The organism is Phycicoccus sp. Soil802 (assembly GCF_001429605.1).
Lineage (GTDB): Bacteria > Actinomycetota > Actinomycetes > Actinomycetales > Dermatophilaceae > Pedococcus.
Genome location: NZ_LMSS01000007.1, coordinates 464,315 through 486,024 on the forward strand (window position 1 = coordinate 464,315; position 21,710 = coordinate 486,024).

Genomic DNA, 21,710 nt, shown 5'->3' on the forward strand with positions numbered 1-21,710 from the left:
CGCGAGGCTCACGTAGTCGCCCGGTCACGGTCGGGCAGGTGGCCTTCAGAGGCGATACGTGGAAGAGGCGGTCCCGGCGAAGAGCTGGCTCCTCTCCGGGCGTGAGTACGGTGCCGCGATCAGCTTGAAGGCGTTCCACAGCGTGACGTAGTCGCACAGGGCGCGGTCGACCGGAAAATTGCTCTCGAACATGCAGCGGTCCGGACCGAACGTGTCGATGCAGAAACGGATGTCATCGGCCCAGTAGTCCGCGATGGCCTGCGCCGACGCGGGCCCGCCATCGAAGAGCTCCGCGCCCGTGAAGGCGCGCATACCCACAGCCCCCAGCTTGATCACGACGTTGCGCTGACGACTTGCGGCGATGATGCCGGCACGCCACTCCTCGCGCACGTCGTTACGCCGGTGCGCGTGTCGACCGGTGACTGCCGGCCCACCGAGGTGGTCCAGTACGACGGTGAGGTCGGGGTGGTGCGCGGCGAAGGTCACCAGCTCCGGCAGTTGGTGGAAGTTGAGCCAGGTGTCGAAGGTGAGCCCCCGCTCGGCGAGCTGGCCCGCACCGGCGAGGAAGGCCTTGTCGAGCAACAAACCGGCGGGGGGGCGGCGATAGGTCGCGAAGACCTCTGGATCGCTGTCCCAGGCCACCGAGTGCCTGATCCCCTTGAACCGCTCACCCCCGACCTCCTGATGCTCGTCGAGGACCTCGCCGACCGCGGAGCCCAGCATCAGATCGGCGAACGCCACGATGCCACTACACAGTCCGTACGGGGACGCCAGACGCGCGACCGCCTCCGTCTCCCCCACAGGTCTCGAGCGCTCCGGCCCCTCGGACCGATAGAACGCCGAGCACTCGACGAAGACTGACCCGACGACCCGGTGCCCGGCTGTCGCATCGGTGGTGAAGTCGGCCAGGGAGTACGCCTGGGAGTCGGGGACGCGGGAGCCCTTCTGCACTTGTTGCCCCGGCCCCGGCTGCAACGAGACCACGGCCCCGGCAGCCGGCCACAGGTGATGGTGGGCATCGACGATCTCGAGGTCGACGTCCAGGACCTCGATCTCGGGCTGAGCCATGTCCACCTCCGGACTACCGTGCGTGACCGGCACGCGAGCCCCGCACTCCCCCGGCCGCCTCACTGGTCTTCTACTTGAGCATGCAGCCTGCGTCGACCGGAAGCGCCACTCCAGTGACGAAGCGGGCCTCGTCCGAGGCCAGCCAGAGCACGGCGTTGGAGATGTCCACGGGGTCCACCCAGGGAATCGGCATCTCGTTGTCGGCCGTGGCGGCCGGAATCATGTCCTCCGCGGTCGGCGCGTCCAGATCCGGACGGAAGAGCCGGTAGAACGTCTCGTTGTGCAACAGGTCCGTGGGCACCGCCGTCGGGTGGACGGTGTTCACGCGGATGAACTCAGTGGCCAGCTCACGTGCGAAGGTGCGGGCGATCCCCACGACCCCGTGCTTTGCGGCCACGTAGTGACCCATGTTGGGAAACGCCTTGAGCCCGCCGATGGAACTGGTGAGGATGATCGAGCCACCGCGCTTTCCGGCGCGGATGTGTGGCAAGGCGGCTCGGACCGTGCGCCAGACGCCCGTGAGGTTGACGTCGAGCATGTCGTTCCACACTTCCTCGGAGAACTCGTCGGCACGCTTGGGGATGGCGCCGATGCCGGCGTTGCCCACGACGATGTCCAACCGGCCGAGCTTCTCGACGCCTTCGTCCACCGCCGCTTTCAAGGCAGCGAAGTCCCGGACGTCGGCCTTCCTCGCGATGATGCGTCGGCCGAGTGCGTCGACCGCCTTCACAGTCTGCTGCAGGTCATCTTCGGTGGCGCCGGGGTACGGCAGGTTCGGCTGATCGGCGCAGGCGTCGATCGCGATGATGTCCGCGCCCTCCTCCGCCAGCCGAATCGCGTGCGACCGGCCCTGGCCGCGCGCCGCTCCGGTGATGAAAGCGACCTTGCCTTCGACACGTCCCATGACGCCTCTCCTCCTGCTTGTGGGGGGGTTCACTGTCCTGCTGCTGCCCGTGTGCTGACCCGATGACCGGCCACTCCAAGGCTCACGCTGAGCCGGGCGACGACTGCGCCCGCTACTTCTACGGCCTGACTGCCGCCTCTGGTGGCTCTTCGAGCGCCGGAAGTCCGGCGTGGATCCGGTTCCCATTGATCGTCTTGAACACGCCGGCTTCCATGCTGTGCCGAGCCCGGTATCCGAAGGCGGCGGTTGCACCGCTGGAGTCCGTCTTCATCTCGAAGTTGAGCGTCGCTCCGGGCGCCAGCGGCAGGTCGTCGTCATTCAGGTCGATCTGCGCTTCCGGCAAGAGGCGTCGTACGAACTCGACTGCCTCCCGGATCGGACGGTGATCACCATCGATGAGGTAGTTGCCGGAGCCCTCGGGCTCCTTGAAGTCCAACGCACTCACCATCGCCGAGACCAGGTCCTCGACGTAGAGGAACCCGAGGCTACGTCTGCCAAATGGCACTTCGACCGGACTCTCTCCGACCGCAGGCTTGTAAAGCAGGTTCGAGAGCCACGAGCTGCCGCCGCCTCGACTGAGCTTCACGTGCTCCCCAAAACCGTACACACGCATGGGTCGAACACCCGTGATGTTCAGGTCGTGCTTGCGAGCGTAGGCGCGCGCCATGCGCTCGCCCATGATCTTGGCGGCGCCGTACGCGTTCGGAGGGTCGTACATGGACTGGTCGCTGACCACTCCGGTCGGACCCGCGGAGCGCGAACCGAACACACTGCTGCTGCTCGCCCAGACCACCTTCTCCATCTCCAGCCGTGCGGCCACCTCGAAAGCGTTGGCCGTCCCCATGACGTTGACGTGGGCGCCCAGCCACGGCTGCGCCTCCGCGGTCCCCGGCAGCATGGAAGCGAAGTGCATGACGGCTCGGGCACCGTTGTCCTCGGCTGCCTTCGTCATCTGCTTGAGGTCGCCCACGTCTCCGACCACGATCTTGACCTTGTCCCGCAGGCCGCCGCCGATGAGGTAGTCCAGGTAATCGACCTCCGGCAGCTCACCCGCGGCGTCGCCGGTTCCTCCGAGGTACCCGAAGAGCACGACGTCCCTCCCCGTGGCAAGGAGCTCCTTGACGGCGTGTCCGCCGACGAATCCGACTCCGGTGACCAGAACCGTCACGTCACTCTCCTTGGGTTGAGGGCGTTCATCACTACGAACAACCGTATGTTATAGCGAACGCAATTGTCGGTCAACCAGTGCGCGCGACCGTCTCGTCAACTGTCGAAAACGATGACGCCCTTGCCGGCGTCCTGCTGCGCGAACCACTCGTAGGCCTCGGCGACCTGCTCCAGTCGCCAGCGATGGGTGAAGAGCCCGTCGATGTCCACGTTTCGAGAGACCACGAACTCGGCGCACTGCCGCTGGGCCATGATCGACATGGAGATGGAGGGAAGGACACTGATCTGCCGGCGGTGCGCCCCCAGCACCGGAAACCGGACTTCGCCCCCCAGCCCGACCAGCGCGATGCGTCCCCAGGGAGCCAAGAGCTCAAGGCCGTCGGCGATTGCTCGTGACGCCCCGGATGTCTCGAGCACCGAGGCCACACCTGCACCGTGGGTAACGTCCTCGACGGCAGTCCGCACGTCGCATTCCTCGGGGTCAAGGGTTGCGTGGGCACCGGCGCGCAACGCGCTGTCGCGTCGGCCGGCGACCGGATCTATGGCGATGACGCGAGCGCCAAGGGCAGTGGCGAGCAAGGTCGCCGAAAGCCCCACCGGGCCTTGGCCGAAGACGGCCACTGTGGTTCCCGCGAGGTCACCCAAGCGATGCAGTCCACCCCAGGCCGTACCCGTACCGCAGGCGATCGCGGCCCCTGCCTCGAACGACAAGGAGTCGTCGAGCGGCACGATCGTGGCGGCCGGCGCACGTAGCAGGGGAGCGTGGGCTCCGTGGATGTGGGTACCGAACACGCGCAGAGCGCGGCGGCACATCTGGGGCCAGCCGGACCGGCAGAGGTCACACACGCTGCAGCCGACGTAGTGGTGCACCATCACCCGGTCGCCGACGGCTGCAACGCCGGGGTCGACACCGGGGCCGACGGCGTGCACGACACCCGCCGGCTCGTGGCCGGCAATGGTGGCGCCTGTGGTGTTGTCCCCGCCCGGAGGGTCACGGTAAAAGCGCAGGTCGCTTCCGCACATACCCGAGGCCCGCACAGCGACGACCACCTCGCCCGGCCCGGGGGTGGGATCGTTGAACTCCAGAAGCTCCACGGTGCGGTCACCGGTGAATACTGCGCCTCGCACTGTCACCCTCCTGGGTCGTCCATCCCCGCTTGTCGGGGACCGTTCGTTGAGTCGTCGGCGCCATGGCCCGCCGAGCATGTCCTGCGTCCGGTCAGGCAGTCCTGCGGGCGCCGATCATGATGGCGACTGCCACGGCATCTCGGTCACTGCGGTTCTGCCAGGTGTGCTTGGTTCCACGCTGTACGAAGGTGTCACCGGGACGCAGGAGCGTCTCCCCCGTCTCCGAGACAGCCCACAGCTCGCCGGAGATGAGCGTCACGATGTCGACGGTGTCGGTCGCATGGAGCCCCGGGATGTCGCCCCTGACGAGCGACTCGCTGGCACCGCCGGCGGCGAGCGCATCGCCATAGCCTTCGTCGTAATCCCAGCTACTGTCCGGGTGGTAGGTCGTGACCATGTACTTGTAGCCGCACGGCGGAGGGAGGATGACCGCAGAGCCGGTCAGCGTGCTCTCCGCCATCACGTCGTTGGGGACACGGTCCGACTCCCACAGGTGGTTCAAGGTCCACGCGGGCGTCACCAGCCGGGTCTCGGTGTAACCGTCCTGCACCACAGTCGAGCGGCCCTGCGCGTCCAACCCCATCACGACACGCCGTGCCCGAACCTCGCGTCGCTCATCCATCGCCGGCTCCACACGAGCGCTGGCCTCCACGCACTGGGACCACATGGACCGGTTGTCGCATCATCGGTTGTTGTAGGCCGCTCGGGTCCCACCGTCCACCGGCAGGACGACACCGTTGACGTACTTCGCGGCGTCGCTGAGCAAGAAGAAGATGACGTCCGCGACGTCGTCAGGCGAGCCGATCCGGCCGAGCGGCGAGGTACCTGACGCGCGATAGCCCGACTCGGCGCCCGCCTTTGTCGCGGCGGCGATCATGGGGGTGTCCGTAGAGCCCGGTGCCACGACGTTGACCGCAATGCCCTGGGGCCCCAGCTCGGCCGCAGCGACCTGGGCCAGGACGTGGGCCGCCGCCTTCGTGGCGCCGTAGATGCCGCCGGAGACCTTCGGCCGGATTCCGCCGATGGACCCGATCACGATCACGCGAGCTGGGTCGTCCGGCGCTGCAGACTCGCGCAACATGGGGATGGCTTCTCGCAGCGTCAGCCAGGGACCCTTGAGGTTGATGTCGAACATGACGTCAGCGTCTTCCAGGGATATGGTCCCGAGCTCGCCGGTGATATTGACCCCGGCGGAGTAGATCAGCGCACGAAGCGAGGAGCATGACTGCCGTATGCGGTCGAACGCCTCACGGATGGCGTCGGCACTCCTGACGTCACACTGCACATAGGTGAGACGTTCCTCATCCGCGACAACAGCGGACAGCCGCTCCCGGCTGCCGAGAGCCCACACTGTCCAGCCTTGCTCTAGCAGACGCTCGACAGCTCTCAAGCCGATGCCCGAGGTTCCGCCCACCACCACAACCGTCTTGTCCACTGGCTCCTCCTCGCTTGTCTGGTCATCACGGTGAGCGCGCTACCGCGGGCGCAACTCGACCTGCATCGTGGAGAACCCGTTGAGGACGTGGTCCACGATCCACTGCGGCTGGTCGGCGTTGGGAATGGAGAAGTGTGGAAACTGGGCCAGGAACTTTGTCAGGAAGACGCCGAGCTCCAGGCGGACAAGGTGCATCCCGAGGCACTTGTGGATGCCCTCACCCAGCGACACATGGCTCTTGCGCTCCCGTTGTATGTCGAACGCATGGGGGTCAGCGAAGACGGTCTCGTCACGGTTCGCTGACGAGAGGAACGGGACGACCCAGTCCCCCGCGCTGATGCGCCGGTCGCCGATCGTGGTGTCGAAGCGTGCAACTCGAAGGCGCGACCTCACGGGAGTGATCCACCTCAGTACCTCCTCGACTGCTTGATCGATGAGGGCCGGTTGTGCGGCCAGAGCAGCGCGTTGAGCGGGGTTCTGGTGTAGGAGCCAGAGGGCCGCGACCGCAGTGTTCCGAGTCGTCGCGATGCCCGCGGCAAGGAGCAACGACAGCCACGCTCCCGTCTCGTGGTCATCGAGCCGCGTGCCGTCGACCACGGTCCTGGCCAGGAGACTGCCGAAGTCATCGGCCGGGTGGCTGCGTTTTGTCCTGGCCAGCTGGGCGCTGTAGTCCGCGATGGCATGGCGGGCGTCACTGACGATCTCCTCGGCGGATCGGCCCTCCACCGCATACTCCGGGTCGTCCGGGGTGAAGATCCTGGACACCTGACTGCGCAACCACTCCCAGTCGTCGCGCGGAACGCCCAAGAAGCGCATAAGCACGTACATCGGCATGTCGGCTGCTGGTCCCTGCATCAGGTCGAACCGGTCGTGCAGTGCGGCCGTGCCCAGCAGTTCGTCGACGACGGCCTCGACGTCCGCACGCATGGTCGAGATGGAGGCCGCTTGAAAGTGCCCCTCCACCGGTTGCCGGTGCAAGGTGTGCAGGGGCGGGTCCAGATGGGTCAGGAAGACGTCAGTGCCGCGCTGGTAGAGCTCGGAGGCAGTCAGCCTCGCGGCCACCCGGGGAGGTTTCGTGTCGCGGTAGTTGCTGAAGTTCCCGGGATCGTTCAGGACGCCGACGACGTGCTCGTACGTGGTGACGGCCCAGAAGGGTCGCCCGTAGTCGGACGGTTGCGCCCAGTGCACCGGGTCTTCTTGACGCAGCAGGGTGAACGCGTCGTGAGGCTCACCGGCGGCGTACCACTCGGGGTTGAGGAGGCCGTCGTCGATGTCCGACCAGCTGGATGCCACCACTCAACCGCCCAGTCCGACCGACTGCCCGCCGTCGACCACCATGGCGCTGCCAGTGGTGAACGCCCCGTCGGTGGAGCTGAGCCAGAGCACGGCAGAGGCGATCTCCTCGGCCTTGCCCAATCGTCCGATCGGCTCCTGGGCGACCATGCTGTCGTACCCGTTCGCGGCCGTCTTGGAGATCCGCTCGATCATCACGGTGTCGATCACGCCGGGGCAGATGGCATTCACACGGATGTTGGCCTTGGCGTGTTCCAAGGCGACGCTCTTGGTGAGGCCGATGACGCCAAACTTCGTGGCGCAATATGCCGCCTGGCCGGCGATGCCGATCACGCCCGCCGTCGACGCAGTGTTCACGATGGACCCTCCGCCGTTGCGCAGCATGACCGGCACGACGAACTTCATCCCCAGGTAGACGCCGCGCAGATTGACCGCGACCAGTCTGTCCCAAGCCTCTTCCGAGACGTCTTCGATCTTGCCGTAGGGCTGTTCGATACCCGCGTTGTTGAAGCAGACGTCGATGCGCCCGAACCTGTCGACAGCGCGGTCAACCGCGGCTTGAACGTCGGCGGCCTTTGTCACGTCAGTGGTGACGGCGAGGACTGCTGCGCCTTCCTTCTCCACGAGCTGCTCAGACTCCGCCAGGCCCTCCGCGTCGATGTCGACCAGCACCAAGTCCGCGCCGGCCCTGGCGAACGCCACTGCCGTCGCACGCCCGATTCCGCTGCCTGCCCCGGTGACGAGGGCTACCTTCCCGGCGAAGCGCTGGTCCTCGGTTTCAGCCATGACATGCTCCTTCGATGTGGGGTGCTGATGGAACGGGGTAGTGACAAACCTGTTTCACGCGTGTGCCGTGGGGCGACATGAGGGCTGATCGCGGTGTGGACACCGGTCACCTGCCCCGGCCGTGGCCGCGTCGTCGCTCAGCCACTGCATAGGAGCCGACAGCCACGATCAGGATGAGCCCATAGGCCGCCTGCTTGGCACCGTTGGGTACGTCCAGCAACGGCGTCGCATTGTCGAGCAGGGAGAGGAAGAGGGCGCCCAGCAGGGCGCCAACGAAGGAACCACGACCTCCGCTGAGTGCTGCACCGCCGAGGAAGACAGCCGCGAAACAGGGCAGTGTATAGCCGCCCCCCACGTCGTTGGTCCCGATTCCCGTCAGGGACGCCACACAGATACCTCCCAGGACAGCACCGAAGGCGCAGACCACCAGCCCGACCGATCGGACGATCACGGCCCGACGCCCTACCCGGTCGCTGGCCTGTGCATCGAAGCCGACGGCCCGAAGCGCCAAGCCACCCCGCCCGCGGTGCAACCACACTTCGAGTGCGACAGCGAGGGCGACGAGCAGCAGGAAGGCCCCGGGGATGAACCCCACGCCCTGGCTGAAGGCGGTGGTCAGCTCCGGAGCGATGAAGCCACCTGGCTCCGGTCGCAGGACGATGGCGACGCCCTGCACGATGCCTGTCGTCGCGATGGTGGCAACGATGGCGTTCACCTTGAGCAGACCGATGAGGACCGCGTTGAAGGCTCCGACGACCAGGGCGATCAGGAGGAAGGCGCCGACGGACCTCAGCAAGGAGAGAGGTCCCAGGTCTGGCAGGGTGATCGACGCGGCCACCACCGTCAGGCTCATCGTCGCCCCGATGGACAGGTCGAACCCACCGGAGAGCATGGTGTACTGCTGGCCAAGCGCGACGAACCCGAGCGGCAACGTCAGCAACAACAGGTTGGCGAGGTTGGGGCCCGTCCAGAAGACATCTGACTGGGAACCTGTGTACAGAGCCATCAAGGTGCACAGTACGGCGAGGGCGACTATCGGGATGCGTGATGAGAGCCCACCGAGGGCGCGGTTGACGAAGGAGGAGACGGCAGCTTGGCCACCTCCGTCCTCCTCCACTCCGGCGGCGCTCACGAAGCTACGGACGATCTCGGCCTCGGTGGTCGGTCCCTCCAGCTCCTGGCTGATCCGCCCTCGCGACATCACGTAGACGCGGTCGCACAGCCCCGCGAGCTCTGAGGAGTCCGAGGAGTTCACGAGCACGGCGACTCCGTGGTCGGCGGCGTCCGCGAGCATCCGGTAGATGTCCATCCGGGCCCGAGCATCGACGCCTTGGGTGGGTTCGTCCACCACAAGGACCTTGGGCTGGCGCAGCGTCGGCCGGGCCAACACGATCTTCTGCTGGTTCCCGCCTGAGAGGGCACTGATCGGCTGGAACGGTGACGCCGCGACTATCCCGAACTGCCGCGAGGCCAGGACGAACATGGCCCGCAGCCGCTGCAGGCGTGCGACACCAAGCGGACCCATCGCCGACCCAGACTGCGCCGTGAGGTTGTCCACGAGTGGCAGGGGGGCAAAGATCGACTCCGCTGCGCGATCTCCACTCTGGAAGCTGATGCCAGCCGCCAGAGCCTTGTCAGGCCGGTTGCGCCTCAGGGGCGCACCGTCGACGAGGATCTCGCCGGCCTCGTGCCCGGCTCCGATGAGGCCCCGGAGGACGGCTCGCTGGCCATTGCCTTCGGCACCGGCGACACCGACGATCTCACCGCCACGGACAGACATTGACAAGGGTCCGTAGCCCGCTCCGGCGAAGTCGCGCACCTCGAGCCGGACGGCCCCCGTGGTGGGGGTCACCCGCGGGGGGAACTCGAGCTCGGTAGGTGCCCCAACCATCAGCTCCACTATGTCGTCGACGTCCCAGGTGTTCGTGTCGTGCGTTCCACGGATGACACCGTCCCGCAGAACCGTGAGACGGTCGGCGAGCCGACGCACCTCCTCCAACCTGTGACTGACGTAGACGATGGCGGTTCCGTCGTTCCGCGCCTCGCGCACCAAGTGCTCGAGATGACCGGCCAACCGCATGTCTAGGGCAGCCGTCGGCTCGTCCAGAAGCAGCACCTTGGGCTGGTGGCTCATGGCTCGCGCGACTTCCAGGAGCTGTCGGGCGCCGGGCCCGAGCGCCGATACCGTGGCGTTGATCGGAAACGGAAGGTCGAAGCGTCGCAGGAGCTTGCGCAGGTCAGGGGGCCTGGGCTCGTCAATGGCGTCGAAGGAGAGTGCCAGGTTCTCCTCGACCGTCAGCTCCGCGACCAGGGCAGTGTCCTGGTATGCCGTCATGAGGCCCAGCTTTCGGGCCTGCTTGATGCTGCCGCGGGCGACCGACTGACCGGCGATCGAGACTGTGCCGGCGTCGGGCGTGAGGACACCGGCTGCGATCTTGATCAAGGTGGATTTCCCGGACCCGTTCTCGCCGACCAGTGCATGCACTTCTCCCGGCCGGCAGTCGAAGTCGACATCCGACAGCGCCTTGACGCCGGGGTAGGACTTGCTGACGCCCCTGAGGACGACACCGGTTTCCACCATCGGCTGGGTCACCACAGTGGTCATGGCCTACAGCTCCATCCGTTCGGGTTTCGAAGGTCGGTGGCCCGCCATTCCAGCGGGGTCTGGTGGGTGAGGTGCCCGGTCGGCCCCCGTAAGAGCCGACCGGGCCTCAACCCAAGCGATGCCGGCTCGGTCTACTGAGCGGCTAGGGCGAGCTTTACCAGCTCGGGCGACAGCAGCGTGGGGATGGGCACGTTCGCAGGCATCCCATCGATCTTCGGCACGTCCGTGAAAGCGACCACAGGAACAGGCGCCATGATCTTGTTGGACACCGTCTTTCCGGACTTTGCCATCACTCCAGCGCTGACCGCCAGCCTCACGTACCAGACGTGTCCGTTGGAGACGTAGCTGACCGGCTTGAGACCCTTGGCCACAGCGCTGTCGTGGATCGGGTAGGCAGAGAACCAGGCGGTGTCGGTGAAGGCGGCCGGGAGAGGCTTACCCGCCTTGATGTAGGGCGACAGGAAGTCGTCCAGGCTGGAGTCGTACAAGATCGCGGACGGGTTCTTGCCTGAGGCGAGCAGCCCGTTAGCGGCCTGCGCCTCGCCCTGAGCCGTCCACTGCGTGTAGCCCGTGGCCACCTTCTTCCATCCGGCTCCCGTCATGGCCTTCTCCACGCACGGCCACCACACCGACGCGATGGCGTTGCCCGGTACACCGGTGTAGAGCGCATAGGTCTTCTCGCCCGTGGTGACACCTGCTGCGATCTTTGCGGCAGCTGCAGTCCCCATGGAGCACAGGTCGTAGGGGAACTGCACCGCGACCGACGACTCGGCCTCTGCCGGAAGCGGAGAGTTGGCGGTCACGAAGGCGATTCCGGCAGCCTTCGCCTGCTTGGCTGCGGGGAGGATCGCAGCGCCGAATACCGGGTCCTCGACGATGACGTCAACCTTCTGGGCAATCAGGCTGCGCAAGTTCGCGAGCACCTCGGAGATCTCACCGCTGGTGGCACTCGTGAAGATGATCTTCTTGACCTGAGGGTAAGCGATCGCTTGGGCCACGGCCTCAGCACGGCGGATGTTCCACCACGGGTTGTTGGTGAAGTCCGCGTTGATCCCGATGGTGAGCGTGCCGCGTCCGGTCTCGCACGAACGCTGCGACAGACACTTCTTGAGCAAGGCCGTCTGCTCGGGCGTCAAGGGCTCTGACGCCACGGCCAATGCATCCGCCACCACAGGGTCGAGGTCGGAGGCAGGAACGCTGTCCAGCGTCGCCCTCTTGATCGCCGCGTCCAACTGGGCGGCAGGGACGTCAGCAGCCGTCACCATTTTTTCACTCGCGGCGGGCGCATCATCTGACGGTCCAGACCCGCCGCCCGTGGTGCTCGAACAGGCCGCGAGCAGCGCGACAAGCGCTGCGACGGCCACTGCGGTCGCCGGTCCCCGATAGCGGACCGACCCCCGTCGCCTAGCCTCGATGGCATTCATGATGTCTCCTTCTGGTGCGTGTCCGGGGTCAGCGACGGAGCGCTGGATTCGTTGTCTTCATTGAGTGCTCGTGGAACGGCGCTTGATGGGCGCAGCCGCGAGAAGGCGAACTGGCTCAGCGTGATCGCCGCTACGGCCAGAACCAATGCGATGCCTCGCACAACCACGCGAGGTCCCGCGGAGAAGCCATGGATTTCCATCGCCTGATCGAGCAGCTGCAGGAACAGGCAGGCGCTCAGGATTCCGGCCACACTGGCCGGCCCCCCGTTGAACGTCGTTCCCGCGATGGCGATCGCCGTGATGGTGAGAAGTTGGTAGGGCTCCCCGATGGAGACGTCCGGCGTACCGACGACGCCCGCCACGAGGATGCCGGCCACGGAGTAGAAGACCCCTGCGCCGGCGAAGGCGGCAAATTCCACCCGGGTGACCCGCATGCCCTGCAGGGTTGCGGCACGCCGGTTGGCCCCGATGGCAGCAACCTGGCGCCCAGCGCGTGTCTTTGACAGGGTCAGGGCCAGAATGAGCCCGCCGGCAACCGCTACCAAGAAGCATGCGCTCACGTTGAGCACCGAGAAGTCACTGAAGTCCTGGATGGCCTGCGGCGCCAGACCGGACTCCGAGAAGGACACCCCGGTCCAGATGCTTATGCCGCCGGTCACCAGCCCCAGCGTGCCCAGGGTGACGATGATGGAGTTGAGCCTGAGCACCGAGATGAAGAGCCAGTTCCACAAACTGATGGCCACGCCGAGAGCCAAGGTCGCCAGGATCACGAGGGGCAGATTGGCCCCCGGTGTGCCGTAGTGCACAACCATGCCCGCCGCGACGATCACGATCGACGAGACGGACAGATCGATGGCCCCGAGCATCACGATGAGCATCTGACCGAAGGAGGCCAGGGCCAGGACCGCCGCCAGGGCGGTCACAATCCTGACGCCGTTCGGCTGGAGGGCGACGGGCACCACGGCGACCACGACGGCGAGGAGGACCCCGAGGGCCCCCCAGCTTGCCAGGTAGCGGGCAGGGAGTCGGTACTTCAGGTCGGTTGCGAACTGACTCATGTCTCAGCCACCTCCGTTCCTCATCACGTCTTTGTGTTCGGGATGCCGTACGGGGAGCAACCTACGACCAAGCAGTGATCGTGTCAATGGCCGATCATGGGCGAAGGCGCAAGCGTGCTCAGACGGTCGCCGCGACAGCCGAGCCACGCAGTGCGCGCGAGAGGGCCACTGCGTCGCCCCATCGGTCGCACCTCGAGCCGCAGGGCCGCAGGGCGCGACGCCCTCACGGCATGTCTGGAAAGGTCGAAGGTGGGTCAGGCCGAGGCGGCCAGCGGGACGTCCACTCGGCACGCCTGCACTGTCCCGGCAGGTGCGTCCCGGTCGGGGTCGTAGTCCCCTGGGGCGGCGCAGAGGAACAGGGTTCTTCCGTCTGCTCCACCAAGGGCGGGGCAGAAACAGTTGAGGTTGCGCGCCGTCGTCACGGTGTCCGCGATCCTGCCTCCAGGCAGCACGCGGATGGCTCGGTCTCCGGTGAAGTCAGCCACCCAGATGGCGCCTTCGGCGTCGGGCTTCGATATGCCGTCACACCCGACCACCATCTGCCCGAACCGTTCTGCCAAGCTTGTCGCGGTGGGCATGGGGCCGAACGTGGCCCAGTCCCTTCGGTTGGTGAGGGCGCCGTCAACACCGACGTCGTACACCGACATGCGGTTGCCGAAGGACTCCGCCACGACCATGGCCTGTCCGCCGTCGAGCAGCGCACAACCGTTCGGGAAGAACGACGGTTCCCCGACCAGGGAGGCATCCCCGTCCGGGCTGACGCGCATGAGGCGAGAGGTGCGGAAGTCGGCGTTGCCGTGGATGTCGAACCCGAAGCATCCGACGATCGCGCTGCCGTCCGGCATGACGATGAGGTCGTTGAGCCTGGAGTCGCATAGGGCCGAGAGGTCGCTGTGGACGACGAAGTTGCCATCGGGTTCTCTGCGCAGCAGCGAGGCTGGCTCCCATTGCGTCACGAGCAAGCGACCATCCGGTAGCCAGTCGATCCCGACCGACACAGCCGGCAGATCCCCTTCGACTCGCAGGTCGGTTCCGTCCTCGAGGACCGACAGCACTCGACGGGCATACATGTCACTGAACCAGACGCGCCCGTCATGCCAGCGCATGCCTTCGGGCAGGGTCAGTCCATCGTGGATGACAGTGGCTTGATCCATGTGTGGCTCCGGTTACGTGACGGGCGGTCCTCGTGTACCTGATCCGTATACAGGAACGCTCGTACGTTATATTGTCCGTCTGTGGCGGGTCAATGGCACCGCCCTGCTCCCCGACCACCGTGTCGCCGGGTCCATGCTGGAGGCCGCGACGGGGTGTCAGGGGCAGCCCCCGACAGGAGTGATGATGGAACTGGATCTGCTGGATCACCACGAGGCAATCTTCATCGGCGGCGCGTGGGTGCCATCGGCTTCCCGCGAGCGGATCGACGTGGTATCGCCCTGGAGCGAGGAAGTCATTGCCTCCGTGCCTTCGGGCTCACGTGCTGACGTGGACCAGGCCGTCTCGGCGGCGCAGCATGCGCTCACCACTGGGCCCTGGCCCGCCATGGCTCTCGAGGCCCGCGTGGCGATCATCCGGCGCTTGCGGGAACAGCTGGTCCAGCACAGCGAGACACTGGCGCGATTGATCACCGAGGAAATGGGCTGCCCGATCGCCCAGAGCCGGGCGATCCAGGTCGTCAATCCGGTACGCATCCTCGATGGCTACCTCGAGGCCGTCGAGACCTACCCGTTCCGCGAGCTGCGGCACACCGTCGCGGGTCATGCCCTGGTGACACGCGCGCCAGTTGGCGTGGTCGCGGCAGTGGTGCCGTGGAACGTGCCCGCGTCCTTGACGATCCAGAAGGTCGTCCCAGCCCTGCTGACGGGTTGCACCGTCGTCCTGAAACCGGCACCGGAGACGCCCCTCGACGCCTACCTGCTGGCGCACATGCTCCGCGAGGCCGGACTCCCCGACGGCGTGGTCAACATCGTGCCCGCCGACCGTGACGTTAGTGAGTACCTCGTGACGCACCCGGGCGTCGCCAAGGTGACCTTCACCGGCTCCAGTGCCGCCGGCAAGCGGATCGCTTCGCTGTGCGGCCAGGATCTGCGGCGAGTCACGCTCGAGCTAGGCGGCAAGTCAGCGGCGGTCATCCTGGACGACGCGGACCTTGACCTGGTCACGTCGTCGTTGCGCATGGGGTCCTTCCGCAACAACGGTCAGGTGTGCAGCCTGAAGACCCGGCTCGTCGTTCCTGAGCACAAGCAGGCTGAACTGGTCGACCGTCTCAACGGGATGATCGACACGATGGCCATAGGCGACCCGCACGACGAGCACACCGAGATCGGCCCTTTGGTGAGCTCACGACAACGTGAGCGGGTCGAGGGCTACATCGCCGCAGGCCGAGCCGGAAACGGACGCCTCGTGCGGGGCGGTGGGCGCCCCGCCGGGCTGGACCGCGGCTGGTTCGTCGAGCCGACGGTGTTCGTCGACGTCGATCCGGACGAGACCATTGCCCAGGAGGAGATCTTCGGGCCCGTCGTCGCGGTCATCCCTTATCGGACGGAGCAGGAAGCGGTCGACATCGCCAACAACTCGACGTACGGCCTGAACGGCTCTGTCTTCACGACGGACATCGAGCGCGGCCTGCGTGTCGCCAGCCGTATCCAGACCGGCACGGTGGAGCTGAACGGCAGCCCGGCTGGGTTCGGTGTGCCGATGGGTGGGGTGAAGTCCAGCGGCTTGGGACGCGAGTTCGGCCCAGAGGGCCTCGAGCCCTTCGTCGAGCTCAAGTCCATCGGGGTCTCGGCCGAGGTCGCGGACAGGCTGCAGACGCCAGCACTCTGAGCAACCTGCCGCGGCCGGGCACTGTGCGGTGCTGACCTCTGCAGGTGGGGTCACCCCTCCCTTCTCGTGTCACCCTTCAAAGGCGGGTCGCGATGGACCATTCGCGGGAGCAGCACGCGAGTCGACCTTCCGCGCACCGCCCCGGCCCAGAGCCCTGCCCCGTAGGCCAGGTCGTCCAACCTGCGACCGGCTGCGTAAGACCCCAGACCGATCTCGCGTCGGTGGCGGCCATGCGAGACGAGGGTGTCGACGACGACGGCGACCGCCACCGCGCGACGCAACCGCCGCGAGAAGGGAAGAGCAGCCGCGGTCAGGGGCCACCAATGACGCAGCATCAGACCAGACTCCTGACGCACCGCCCAGCCCAGTCCCTCCACGGCGAGCCGCACCGCCAGCCGTCCGCGATCGCAACCTGCCGGGAGCTTGCGGTGGACGACCCATGTCGCGTGCGCCAGCGCGGCCGCGACGACAGCTGGAGACCACCGGCGCTGCGCCAAGACAGCCAGCGCCGCCGCGGCATACGTGATCGTGAACGCCGCGGGGGCGACCAGGTCACCGTGCCGGGCTGCGAGCGGCGCACCTCCGGTCCCGTAGTCGAACTTGCGGGCCAGCCAGCTCCTCAGGGAGCTTCGCGCCTGGTGTTCCACCACCTGATCCGGGTCATACCTGGCTCTCCAGCCGCGCTGCACGAGCCGCCAGACGAGGTCCACGTCCTCGCCGATCCGCATGGTCTCGTCGAACCCCCCGATTTCCGCGACCGCCATGGTCCTGGCGATGATGCACGCGCTGGGGACCCAGGCGACCGCGCCACCGGGCCGCACGCCGGACGGCTTTCCACCGAGGTCGAGCGAGGACGCGACTGCGTCGTACCTCTCGAACCACGGGGGGTCGACAGGGCGCGACTGGCCCTTCACCAAGGGCGCCACCAGGCCCAGGTCCGGATCGGCGAAGTGAAGGGCAAGGCGCCGTAGCACCCGAGCGTCTGCTGTGACGTCGGAGTCGACGAACGCCACCAGTGGTGTGTCGACATGAGCGAGGCCAGCATTGCGAGCCCCCGCGGGCCCGAGATTTTCGTGCAACGCCACCAGCTGCGCTCCATGCCTGGCCACGACGGAGGCTAGCGCTGACGGGTCAGTTGAGGCGTCGTCCACGACGAGGCAGCGCAGCTCAGGGCGAAGGCCACCCAAGAGCCGATCCAGCTCACCAGCGCGGTCACGAGCCGGAATGACGACAGTCAGCTCCGACGAGTCGCTGACCGCGCCGTCTGGCAGCAGGGGGACGCCAAGGTCCGTGGCGAGCAGGCGGTCGGCGACCAGCTGTGAGGCACCATCCCGGACCTCGACGATCCCGCAACAGAAGACCTTCATCGCCTCGGCACTGAACCGCAACGCTCTCATCGGCGCGCCACCGACCACTACACGTCCCGAGTCGACGACTCGGACGTCATCGCGCAGCCGCACCCGGAAACCGTCAGGCAGTCCAGCTTTCACGCGTGGAACCCCCCATCAGCGTGCAGCACGCTCCCATTGACCACAGCACCTTCCAGCGAGCAGCAGAATGCGATGGCGGCAGCGACTTCCTCCGGGTCGAGCAGGCGCTTGAGCAGCTGGTGCGCGGCAAGCTGGTCTGGGCTGTTGAGGTCGTAGAGATCGGCCGATGCGCTCAACATCGCGGTCCGCGTGGAACCCGGCGACACGGCCGCCGCCGTGACACCGGTACCGACAAGGTCGGCCGCGAGCCCTTTCACCAGTCCGACCACGGCGTGCTTGGCCATGCCGTACCCACCGAGACGGTAGAGACCGCGCGTTCCCGCGGCGGAGGCGACGGCCACGAATCGACCCCCTGAGGGGTTGGGTCCGCCGAGCATCACGGGGAGGGTCTCCGCAGCGGTGTTCCAGACGCCCCGGACGTCGATGTCCCACAGGAGGTCCAGGTCCTCTTGGCTGCTCTCCCAGAGGGGGCCGCCACCGTTGACGATCGCGGCTGCCGCAACCACACAGTCGAGCCGCCCCCAGCGGTCGAGGGCCTGCGTGACGGCGGCACGCAGTGATGCCCGGTCACGGACGTCCGCGATCGTGAGCTCGAGCTGCCCGGGAAACTCGGCGGCAAGGGCGTTGAGCTCCTCGGGCGTCGCCATCGGATAGCCGATTCCTGGGGGAACGTCCTCACCCACACACCAGTCGAGGGCCAAAACGGCATATCCGTCGCGCGCCAACCGGCGGACGGTGGCGGCGCCGATTCCACGGGCAGCGCCCGTCACGAGAGCGACACGAGCACTCACGTGGGGATCACCTCCGGGACCAAGAACATCCCTCGGTGGTTGACCAGCCCAGCCCTGGTCGCGAGCGCGACGTCGAGTGCCATGTTCTTCAAGAGGCGAAGCCCTTCCCGGGCGGTGGCCCCCGTCGGGTCGCCCAGCACGCCGTTCGGCGAGAGTGGTCGCACGCCGTGCTCGACCAGAGCGGGGAGCAGTTGCGCAATGGGCGTGGTGTTCCCGGCCTGCGCCCGGCGCAAGCGCACGGAGCGCGGCCGGAGGTGCAGCATCAGGGAGGTCTCCGTGAAGCCCGCGTGGGCGTCGACGTGCTCGGTCGCGCAGGGGGACCACCCGACCTCATGGCCCTCACGGCGCAGCTGGATGACAGCCGCCGAAAGCGCGGCGATGTTGCCACCATGGCCGTTGACGAATACCACGCGGTCCGACCAGGTCAGTAGAGACCGTGTCACCTCGACGAGAAGGAGTGTCAGAGCATCGCCGCCGATGGACACGGTGCCCGGGAAGGCTTGGTGCTCACCGCTGGAGCCGTACGCCAGGACAGGCGCGACGTAGACATCGGGCCCCAAGAGGGCCGCCGCCGCCTCACTGACCGCCCTGGCAATCACGGAGTCGGTGTCAAGTGGGAGGTGGGGGCCGTGCTGCTCGAGGGCGCCGACCGGCACCAGGACCGTGGCGCCGTTGGGTACCTCTGGCCAGACTGCTTCGGCCAAGCCGAATGCCGTCGGGGCCTGCGGTCCGGACGTCATGGACGAGTCGAGGGGACGCCCGCTCCCCCAGCGGGTGCCATGCTGTCGCTCACACCGAGAGCGCGGTGGAAGGACTCCGGCACCAGCAGGTGCTCGAGGCCCAGCTCCTGCACCGAGCCGACCCCCAGGCCACGTAGCGCAGAGTCGATTCCTCCCTGGAGGACATCGAGGACGTTCTCCACGCCAGCCTGCCCGTTCGCGGCCAGCCCCCACAGGTAGGCACGTCCGATCATGACGGCCTTGGCGCCCAGAGCGACCGCCTTGACCACGTCGGAGCCTCGGCGGACACCGCCATCCATGACGACATCGATCTGGTCGCCCACAGCGTCGGCGATGGGCTTGACCATGCGGACGGCAGCGGGGGTGCCGTCGAGGTTGTTGCCGCCATGATTGGAGACGCTGATGGCCGTGGCTCCGGCGTCCACCGCGCGAAGCGCGTCGTCGACGCGGCACACGCCCTTGAGCATGAACGGGCCTCCCCACTGCTCGCGCATCCACTCGACGTCGGACCAGGTGGGCGGCGGAGTGGTCATCCACTCGTAGTAGGCCTCAAAGAAAGTCGGCGCATCGCCGCCGGGCGCAGCCAAGTTGGGTGCGGTGAGATCGGGCAAGCCCCCCGCCATGGCGAAGTCGCGCAGCCAACGTGGCCTGCTGATGACCTTGGGAGCAAAGCGCAGCATCGTCCGAAGGTCCACTCGCTCCGGGATCTCAGGACTCCCCCAGTCACGGCCCATCGAGAAGGACCAGTCCAGGGTCGCGATCAGGCCGACTGCGCCCGCCGCGCGGGCTCGCTCCATCCGTTGCACCATGACGTCGCGGTTCCCGGTCCAGTACATCTGGAACAGGGTCGGCGCACCGGTGGCCACGACATCCTCGACCGACCTGCTTGCGAAGTTGGACAGTCCCATCACCGTGCCCCTGGCGGCGGCAGCGCGAGCGACGGCCACCTCCCCATCAGGGTGCACCGCCTGGACTCCCGTGGGGCTGATCATGACCGGCAGGCTGAGCGACTGACCCATGACGGTGGTGGACAGCGTGCGCGAAGCATGCTGGCCAACCACGTGTGGCGCGAACCCGATGTCGGTGAAGGCTCGCTCGTTGTCGTCGATGGTCTGCCCCCGCTCGGAGCCTGCGACCAGCGCGGCGTACACCGGCGCAGGGAGGCGCTTCTTGGCACGCGCCTGAGCCACGGCGACGGACTCGAACCAAGGGTTCTGCTTCCACGGGTTCTGAAGGGCGGCGCGTGACAGCCTGGGCAGCTTGGTCATCGTTGTCCTCTGTCGAGCGGGATGAGTTCGGGTGGACGCTGACCGTCAGCCAGGCGCGGCGTAGCCGGCAAGTGGGCTAGTTGCGCACGCCGAAACCGGTGACGTCGTCGGCCTTCCCCGAGTCAACTGGACGAGGACCGGAGCGTTGCGGGTGGGAATGGTCCGCGAGTGGTCCTGGCTGGGCGCGGGCCGCGTGCGTTCGCTGGCGAGGGCCTGCTCGCCGTAGCCCTGGACGCATTCGGGGTCCGGGCCGTCGAGGGGCAGGCCGGTGAAGAACTTCGCCGCCATGCAGCCACCGCGGCAGGAGTCATAGAAGGAGCACGACGCACACGCACCACCGGTCTGTGGCGACCGCAGACTGAGGAAGAGTTCCGACTCACGCCAGACGGACCCAAAACCTCCGTCGTCAAGCACGTTGCCAGCGAGGAAGGACTCGTGGATGGCGAAGGGGCAGGCATAGACGTCCCCCACCGGGTCGATCAAGCACACCACCCGGCCTGCGCCACACAGGTTCAGTCCGGGCAAGGGCGCACCGAATGCCGACAGGTGGAAAAAGGAGTCGCCAGTCAGCACGTCGTCCCCGTGGGCCACGAGCCAGTCGTAGAGCAGCCGCTGTTGCTCGGGAAGGGGATGCAGTTCGTCCCAGACCTCGGCACCCCGTCCGGAAGGCCGCAGGCGCGTCAGCCGCAACGTCGCGCCGTAGCGCTGCGCCAACGCCTTGAACTCGTCCAGCTGCGTCACGTTCTGCCGAGTCACAACCACGGAGATCTTCGCGTCGCGGAATCCTGCGGCGGCGAGGTTCTCCAAGGCCGAGATCGCGGTGTCGTAGGACCCCGGGCCCCGGACGTAGTCGTTCACCTCGGCGGTGGCCCCGTCCAGCGAGATCTGCACGTCGACATAGTCCGTCGCGGCCAGGAACTCGGCGCGATCCGGCGTGAGTCGGATACCGTTCGTGGAGAACTTGACCCCGACCTGGTGGTCGACGGCGTACTGGAGCAGGTGCCAGAAGTCGGGCCGGATCGTCGGCTCGCCACCGCCGATGTTGACGTAGAAGACCTGCATCCGCTGGAGCTCGTCGATGACCGCTTCGCACTGTGCGGTACTGAGCTCGCGGGGATCGCGGCGTCCACTGCTAGAGAGGCAGTGCGCGCACTCGAGATTGCAGGCGTAGGTCAGCTCCCAGGTAAGGCAGATAGGAGCATCCAGGCCCTTCTCGAACTGGTCGACCAGGCGAGCCGGTGCCGTCGTGGCGGCCGGGCGAGGCTGGGTCTCCACGGTCATGCCGCCGCTTCTTTCGCTCGTCGCTGCACCACGCCCGCGTGCTCAAGCCCGGCCAGCGCTGCTGCATAGGTCGCGTGCTGCTTCGGGTCTACACCCGCAGCGACCATGGCCGAGCGCGCACATGTCTGGTCGGCGAGCAACCGGACGACCTGAACGAGCTGCGGAGTCTTCAGGAAGGTCAGCGTGCGGGTGCCGAAGTGGTACGCCAACGCCCCGAAGGGTTCGGGTCGCAGGGCTACCGACGCACTCAGGGTCCAGGCGTCGTCCAGGATCGTGCCGTCCTCCATCGCTCAGTACACCCCGCACATGCCGTCGATCGAGACCTCCTCGATCAAGTCCTCCGCCACCAGATGGTCGTGCTGGTCGGGTTCGTCTTGGTGCAGTTGCTGCGGGTCATTCACGTCCTCGTGCTGGGACATCGTCGTCCCTCCCATACCTGTAGAGAAGCA

At 67.1% G+C, this 21,710-nt stretch carries 20 protein-coding genes; 1 reads left to right on the forward strand and 19 read right to left on the reverse strand.

The window, feature by feature from the left end; all coding sequences use genetic code 11:
• Positions 1–45 precede the first annotated feature (45 nt).
• From ASG91_RS19055 to ASG91_RS19110, 12 genes are all read right to left on the reverse strand, one after another.
• Positions 46–1,068, reverse strand: coding sequence for an amidohydrolase (locus ASG91_RS19055; protein ID WP_056924190.1), 1,023 nt, complete (start codon positions 1,066–1,068; stop codon positions 46–48).
• A gap of 70 nt (positions 1,069–1,138) precedes the next feature.
• On the reverse strand, positions 1,139–1,972 hold the full coding sequence (locus tag ASG91_RS19060) for a mycofactocin-coupled SDR family oxidoreductase (RefSeq protein WP_056924191.1): 834 nt from the start codon (positions 1,970–1,972) through the stop codon (positions 1,139–1,141).
• 118 nt (positions 1,973–2,090) lie between these two features.
• Entirely contained in the window at positions 2,091–3,140 is a 1,050-nt protein-coding gene (locus ASG91_RS19065; RefSeq protein ID WP_056924192.1) for an NAD(P)-dependent oxidoreductase, read from the reverse strand.
• Positions 3,141–3,235: 95 nt separating this feature from the next.
• Positions 3,236–4,234 (reverse strand): zinc-binding dehydrogenase, encoded by a 999-nt coding sequence (locus tag ASG91_RS19070; protein WP_200961363.1) that lies wholly within the window; start codon positions 4,232–4,234, stop codon positions 3,236–3,238.
• A gap of 124 nt (positions 4,235–4,358) precedes the next feature.
• Positions 4,359–4,889 (reverse strand): hypothetical protein, encoded by a 531-nt coding sequence (locus ASG91_RS19075; protein WP_056924285.1) that lies wholly within the window; start codon positions 4,887–4,889, stop codon positions 4,359–4,361.
• Positions 4,890–4,949: 60 nt separating this feature from the next.
• Positions 4,950–5,702, reverse strand: coding sequence for an SDR family NAD(P)-dependent oxidoreductase (locus tag ASG91_RS19080; RefSeq protein ID WP_082594335.1), 753 nt, complete (start codon positions 5,700–5,702; stop codon positions 4,950–4,952).
• A gap of 39 nt (positions 5,703–5,741) precedes the next feature.
• Complete coding sequence (locus ASG91_RS19085) at positions 5,742–6,764, reverse strand: cytochrome P450 (RefSeq protein WP_157606431.1); 1,023 nt, start codon at positions 6,762–6,764, stop codon at positions 5,742–5,744.
• Between the two features lie 234 nt (positions 6,765–6,998).
• Positions 6,999–7,781, reverse strand: a complete 783-nt coding sequence (locus tag ASG91_RS19090; protein WP_056924196.1) for an SDR family NAD(P)-dependent oxidoreductase — start codon at positions 7,779–7,781, stop codon at positions 6,999–7,001.
• A gap of 106 nt (positions 7,782–7,887) precedes the next feature.
• Positions 7,888–10,386: an ATP-binding cassette domain-containing protein gene (locus tag ASG91_RS19095; protein WP_056924197.1), complete on the reverse strand. Its 2,499-nt coding sequence runs from the start codon at positions 10,384–10,386 to the stop codon at positions 7,888–7,890.
• 131 nt (positions 10,387–10,517) lie between these two features.
• The gene (locus ASG91_RS19100; RefSeq protein WP_082594336.1) at positions 10,518–11,810 is read right to left on the reverse strand and encodes a substrate-binding domain-containing protein; all 1,293 of its coding nucleotides are present in this window, start codon (positions 11,808–11,810) and stop codon (positions 10,518–10,520) included.
• Positions 11,807–12,868, reverse strand: a complete 1,062-nt coding sequence (locus ASG91_RS19105; RefSeq protein WP_056924199.1) for an ABC transporter permease — start codon at positions 12,866–12,868, stop codon at positions 11,807–11,809. Before ASG91_RS19105 ends, ASG91_RS19100 begins: the two co-directional genes overlap by 4 nt.
• A gap of 254 nt (positions 12,869–13,122) precedes the next feature.
• Positions 13,123–14,022, reverse strand: a complete 900-nt coding sequence (locus tag ASG91_RS19110) for an SMP-30/gluconolactonase/LRE family protein (RefSeq protein ID WP_056924200.1) — start codon at positions 14,020–14,022, stop codon at positions 13,123–13,125.
• A gap of 184 nt (positions 14,023–14,206) precedes the next feature.
• Here ASG91_RS19110 and ASG91_RS19115 point away from each other — a divergent pair, with 184 nt between their 5' ends.
• A complete protein-coding gene (locus tag ASG91_RS19115; RefSeq protein ID WP_056924286.1) occupies positions 14,207–15,691 on the forward strand; it encodes an aldehyde dehydrogenase in 1,485 nt (494 codons plus the stop codon).
• Positions 15,692–15,741: 50 nt separating this feature from the next.
• Here ASG91_RS19115 and mftF read toward each other — a convergent pair whose 3' ends face one another.
• The 7 genes from mftF to mftA are packed head-to-tail and all read right to left on the reverse strand — an operon-like array spanning position 15,742 to position 21,680.
• Positions 15,742–17,181, reverse strand: a complete 1,440-nt coding sequence (mftF, locus tag ASG91_RS19120; RefSeq protein WP_056924201.1) for a mycofactocin biosynthesis glycosyltransferase MftF — start codon at positions 17,179–17,181, stop codon at positions 15,742–15,744.
• Complete coding sequence (locus ASG91_RS19125; protein WP_235545783.1) at positions 17,178–17,951, reverse strand: mycofactocin-coupled SDR family oxidoreductase; 774 nt, start codon at positions 17,949–17,951, stop codon at positions 17,178–17,180. Before ASG91_RS19125 ends, mftF begins: the two co-directional genes overlap by 4 nt.
• 17 nt (positions 17,952–17,968) lie before the next feature.
• The gene (gene mftE / locus ASG91_RS19130; RefSeq protein WP_056924203.1) at positions 17,969–18,712 is read right to left on the reverse strand and encodes a mycofactocin biosynthesis peptidyl-dipeptidase MftE; all 744 of its coding nucleotides are present in this window, start codon (positions 18,710–18,712) and stop codon (positions 17,969–17,971) included.
• A complete protein-coding gene (gene mftD / locus ASG91_RS19135) occupies positions 18,709–19,980 on the reverse strand; it encodes a pre-mycofactocin synthase MftD (protein WP_056924204.1) in 1,272 nt (423 codons plus the stop codon). Before mftD ends, mftE begins: the two co-directional genes overlap by 4 nt.
• 45 nt (positions 19,981–20,025) lie before the next feature.
• The gene (mftC, locus tag ASG91_RS19140; protein WP_056924205.1) at positions 20,026–21,261 is read right to left on the reverse strand and encodes a mycofactocin radical SAM maturase; all 1,236 of its coding nucleotides are present in this window, start codon (positions 21,259–21,261) and stop codon (positions 20,026–20,028) included.
• A complete protein-coding gene (gene mftB, locus ASG91_RS19145; protein ID WP_056924206.1) occupies positions 21,258–21,548 on the reverse strand; it encodes a mycofactocin biosynthesis chaperone MftB in 291 nt (96 codons plus the stop codon). Before mftB ends, mftC begins: the two co-directional genes overlap by 4 nt.
• A gap of 3 nt (positions 21,549–21,551) precedes the next feature.
• Entirely contained in the window at positions 21,552–21,680 is a 129-nt protein-coding gene (gene mftA / locus ASG91_RS20425; protein WP_157606432.1) for a mycofactocin precursor MftA, read from the reverse strand.
• Positions 21,681–21,710 lie beyond the last annotated feature (30 nt).

Excerpts from the sequence above, each read along its gene's own strand:
- ASG91_RS19055 (WP_056924190.1), bottom strand. The coding sequence starts at position 1,068 with ATGGCTCAGCCCGAGATCGAGGTCCTGGACGTCGACCTCGAGATCGTC.
- ASG91_RS19060 (WP_056924191.1), bottom strand. The coding sequence starts at position 1,972 with ATGGGACGTGTCGAAGGCAAGGTCGCTTTCATCACCGGAGCGGCGCGC.
- ASG91_RS19075 (WP_056924285.1), bottom strand. The coding sequence starts at position 4,889 with ATGGATGAGCGACGCGAGGTTCGGGCACGGCGTGTCGTGATGGGGTTG.
- ASG91_RS19090 (WP_056924196.1), bottom strand. The coding sequence starts at position 7,781 with ATGGCTGAAACCGAGGACCAGCGCTTCGCCGGGAAGGTAGCCCTCGTC.
- ASG91_RS19095 (WP_056924197.1), bottom strand. The coding sequence starts at position 10,386 with ATGACCACTGTGGTGACCCAGCCGATGGTGGAAACCGGTGTCGTCCTC.
- ASG91_RS19100 (WP_082594336.1), bottom strand. The coding sequence starts at position 11,810 with ATGAATGCCATCGAGGCTAGGCGACGGGGGTCGGTCCGCTATCGGGGA.
- ASG91_RS19105 (WP_056924199.1), bottom strand. The coding sequence starts at position 12,868 with ATGAGTCAGTTCGCAACCGACCTGAAGTACCGACTCCCTGCCCGCTAC.
- ASG91_RS19110 (WP_056924200.1), bottom strand. The coding sequence starts at position 14,022 with ATGGATCAAGCCACTGTCATCCACGATGGACTGACCCTGCCCGAAGGC.
- ASG91_RS19115 (WP_056924286.1), top strand. The coding sequence starts at position 14,207 with ATGGAACTGGATCTGCTGGATCACCACGAGGCAATCTTCATCGGCGGC.
- mftE (WP_056924203.1), bottom strand. The coding sequence starts at position 18,712 with ATGACGTCCGGACCGCAGGCCCCGACGGCATTCGGCTTGGCCGAAGCA.
- mftD (WP_056924204.1), bottom strand. The coding sequence starts at position 19,980 with ATGACCAAGCTGCCCAGGCTGTCACGCGCCGCCCTTCAGAACCCGTGG.
- mftC (WP_056924205.1), bottom strand. The coding sequence starts at position 21,261 with ATGACCGTGGAGACCCAGCCTCGCCCGGCCGCCACGACGGCACCGGCT.
- mftB (WP_056924206.1), bottom strand. The coding sequence starts at position 21,548 with ATGGAGGACGGCACGATCCTGGACGACGCCTGGACCCTGAGTGCGTCG.
- mftA (WP_157606432.1), bottom strand. The coding sequence starts at position 21,680 with ATGTCCCAGCACGAGGACGTGAATGACCCGCAGCAACTGCACCAAGAC.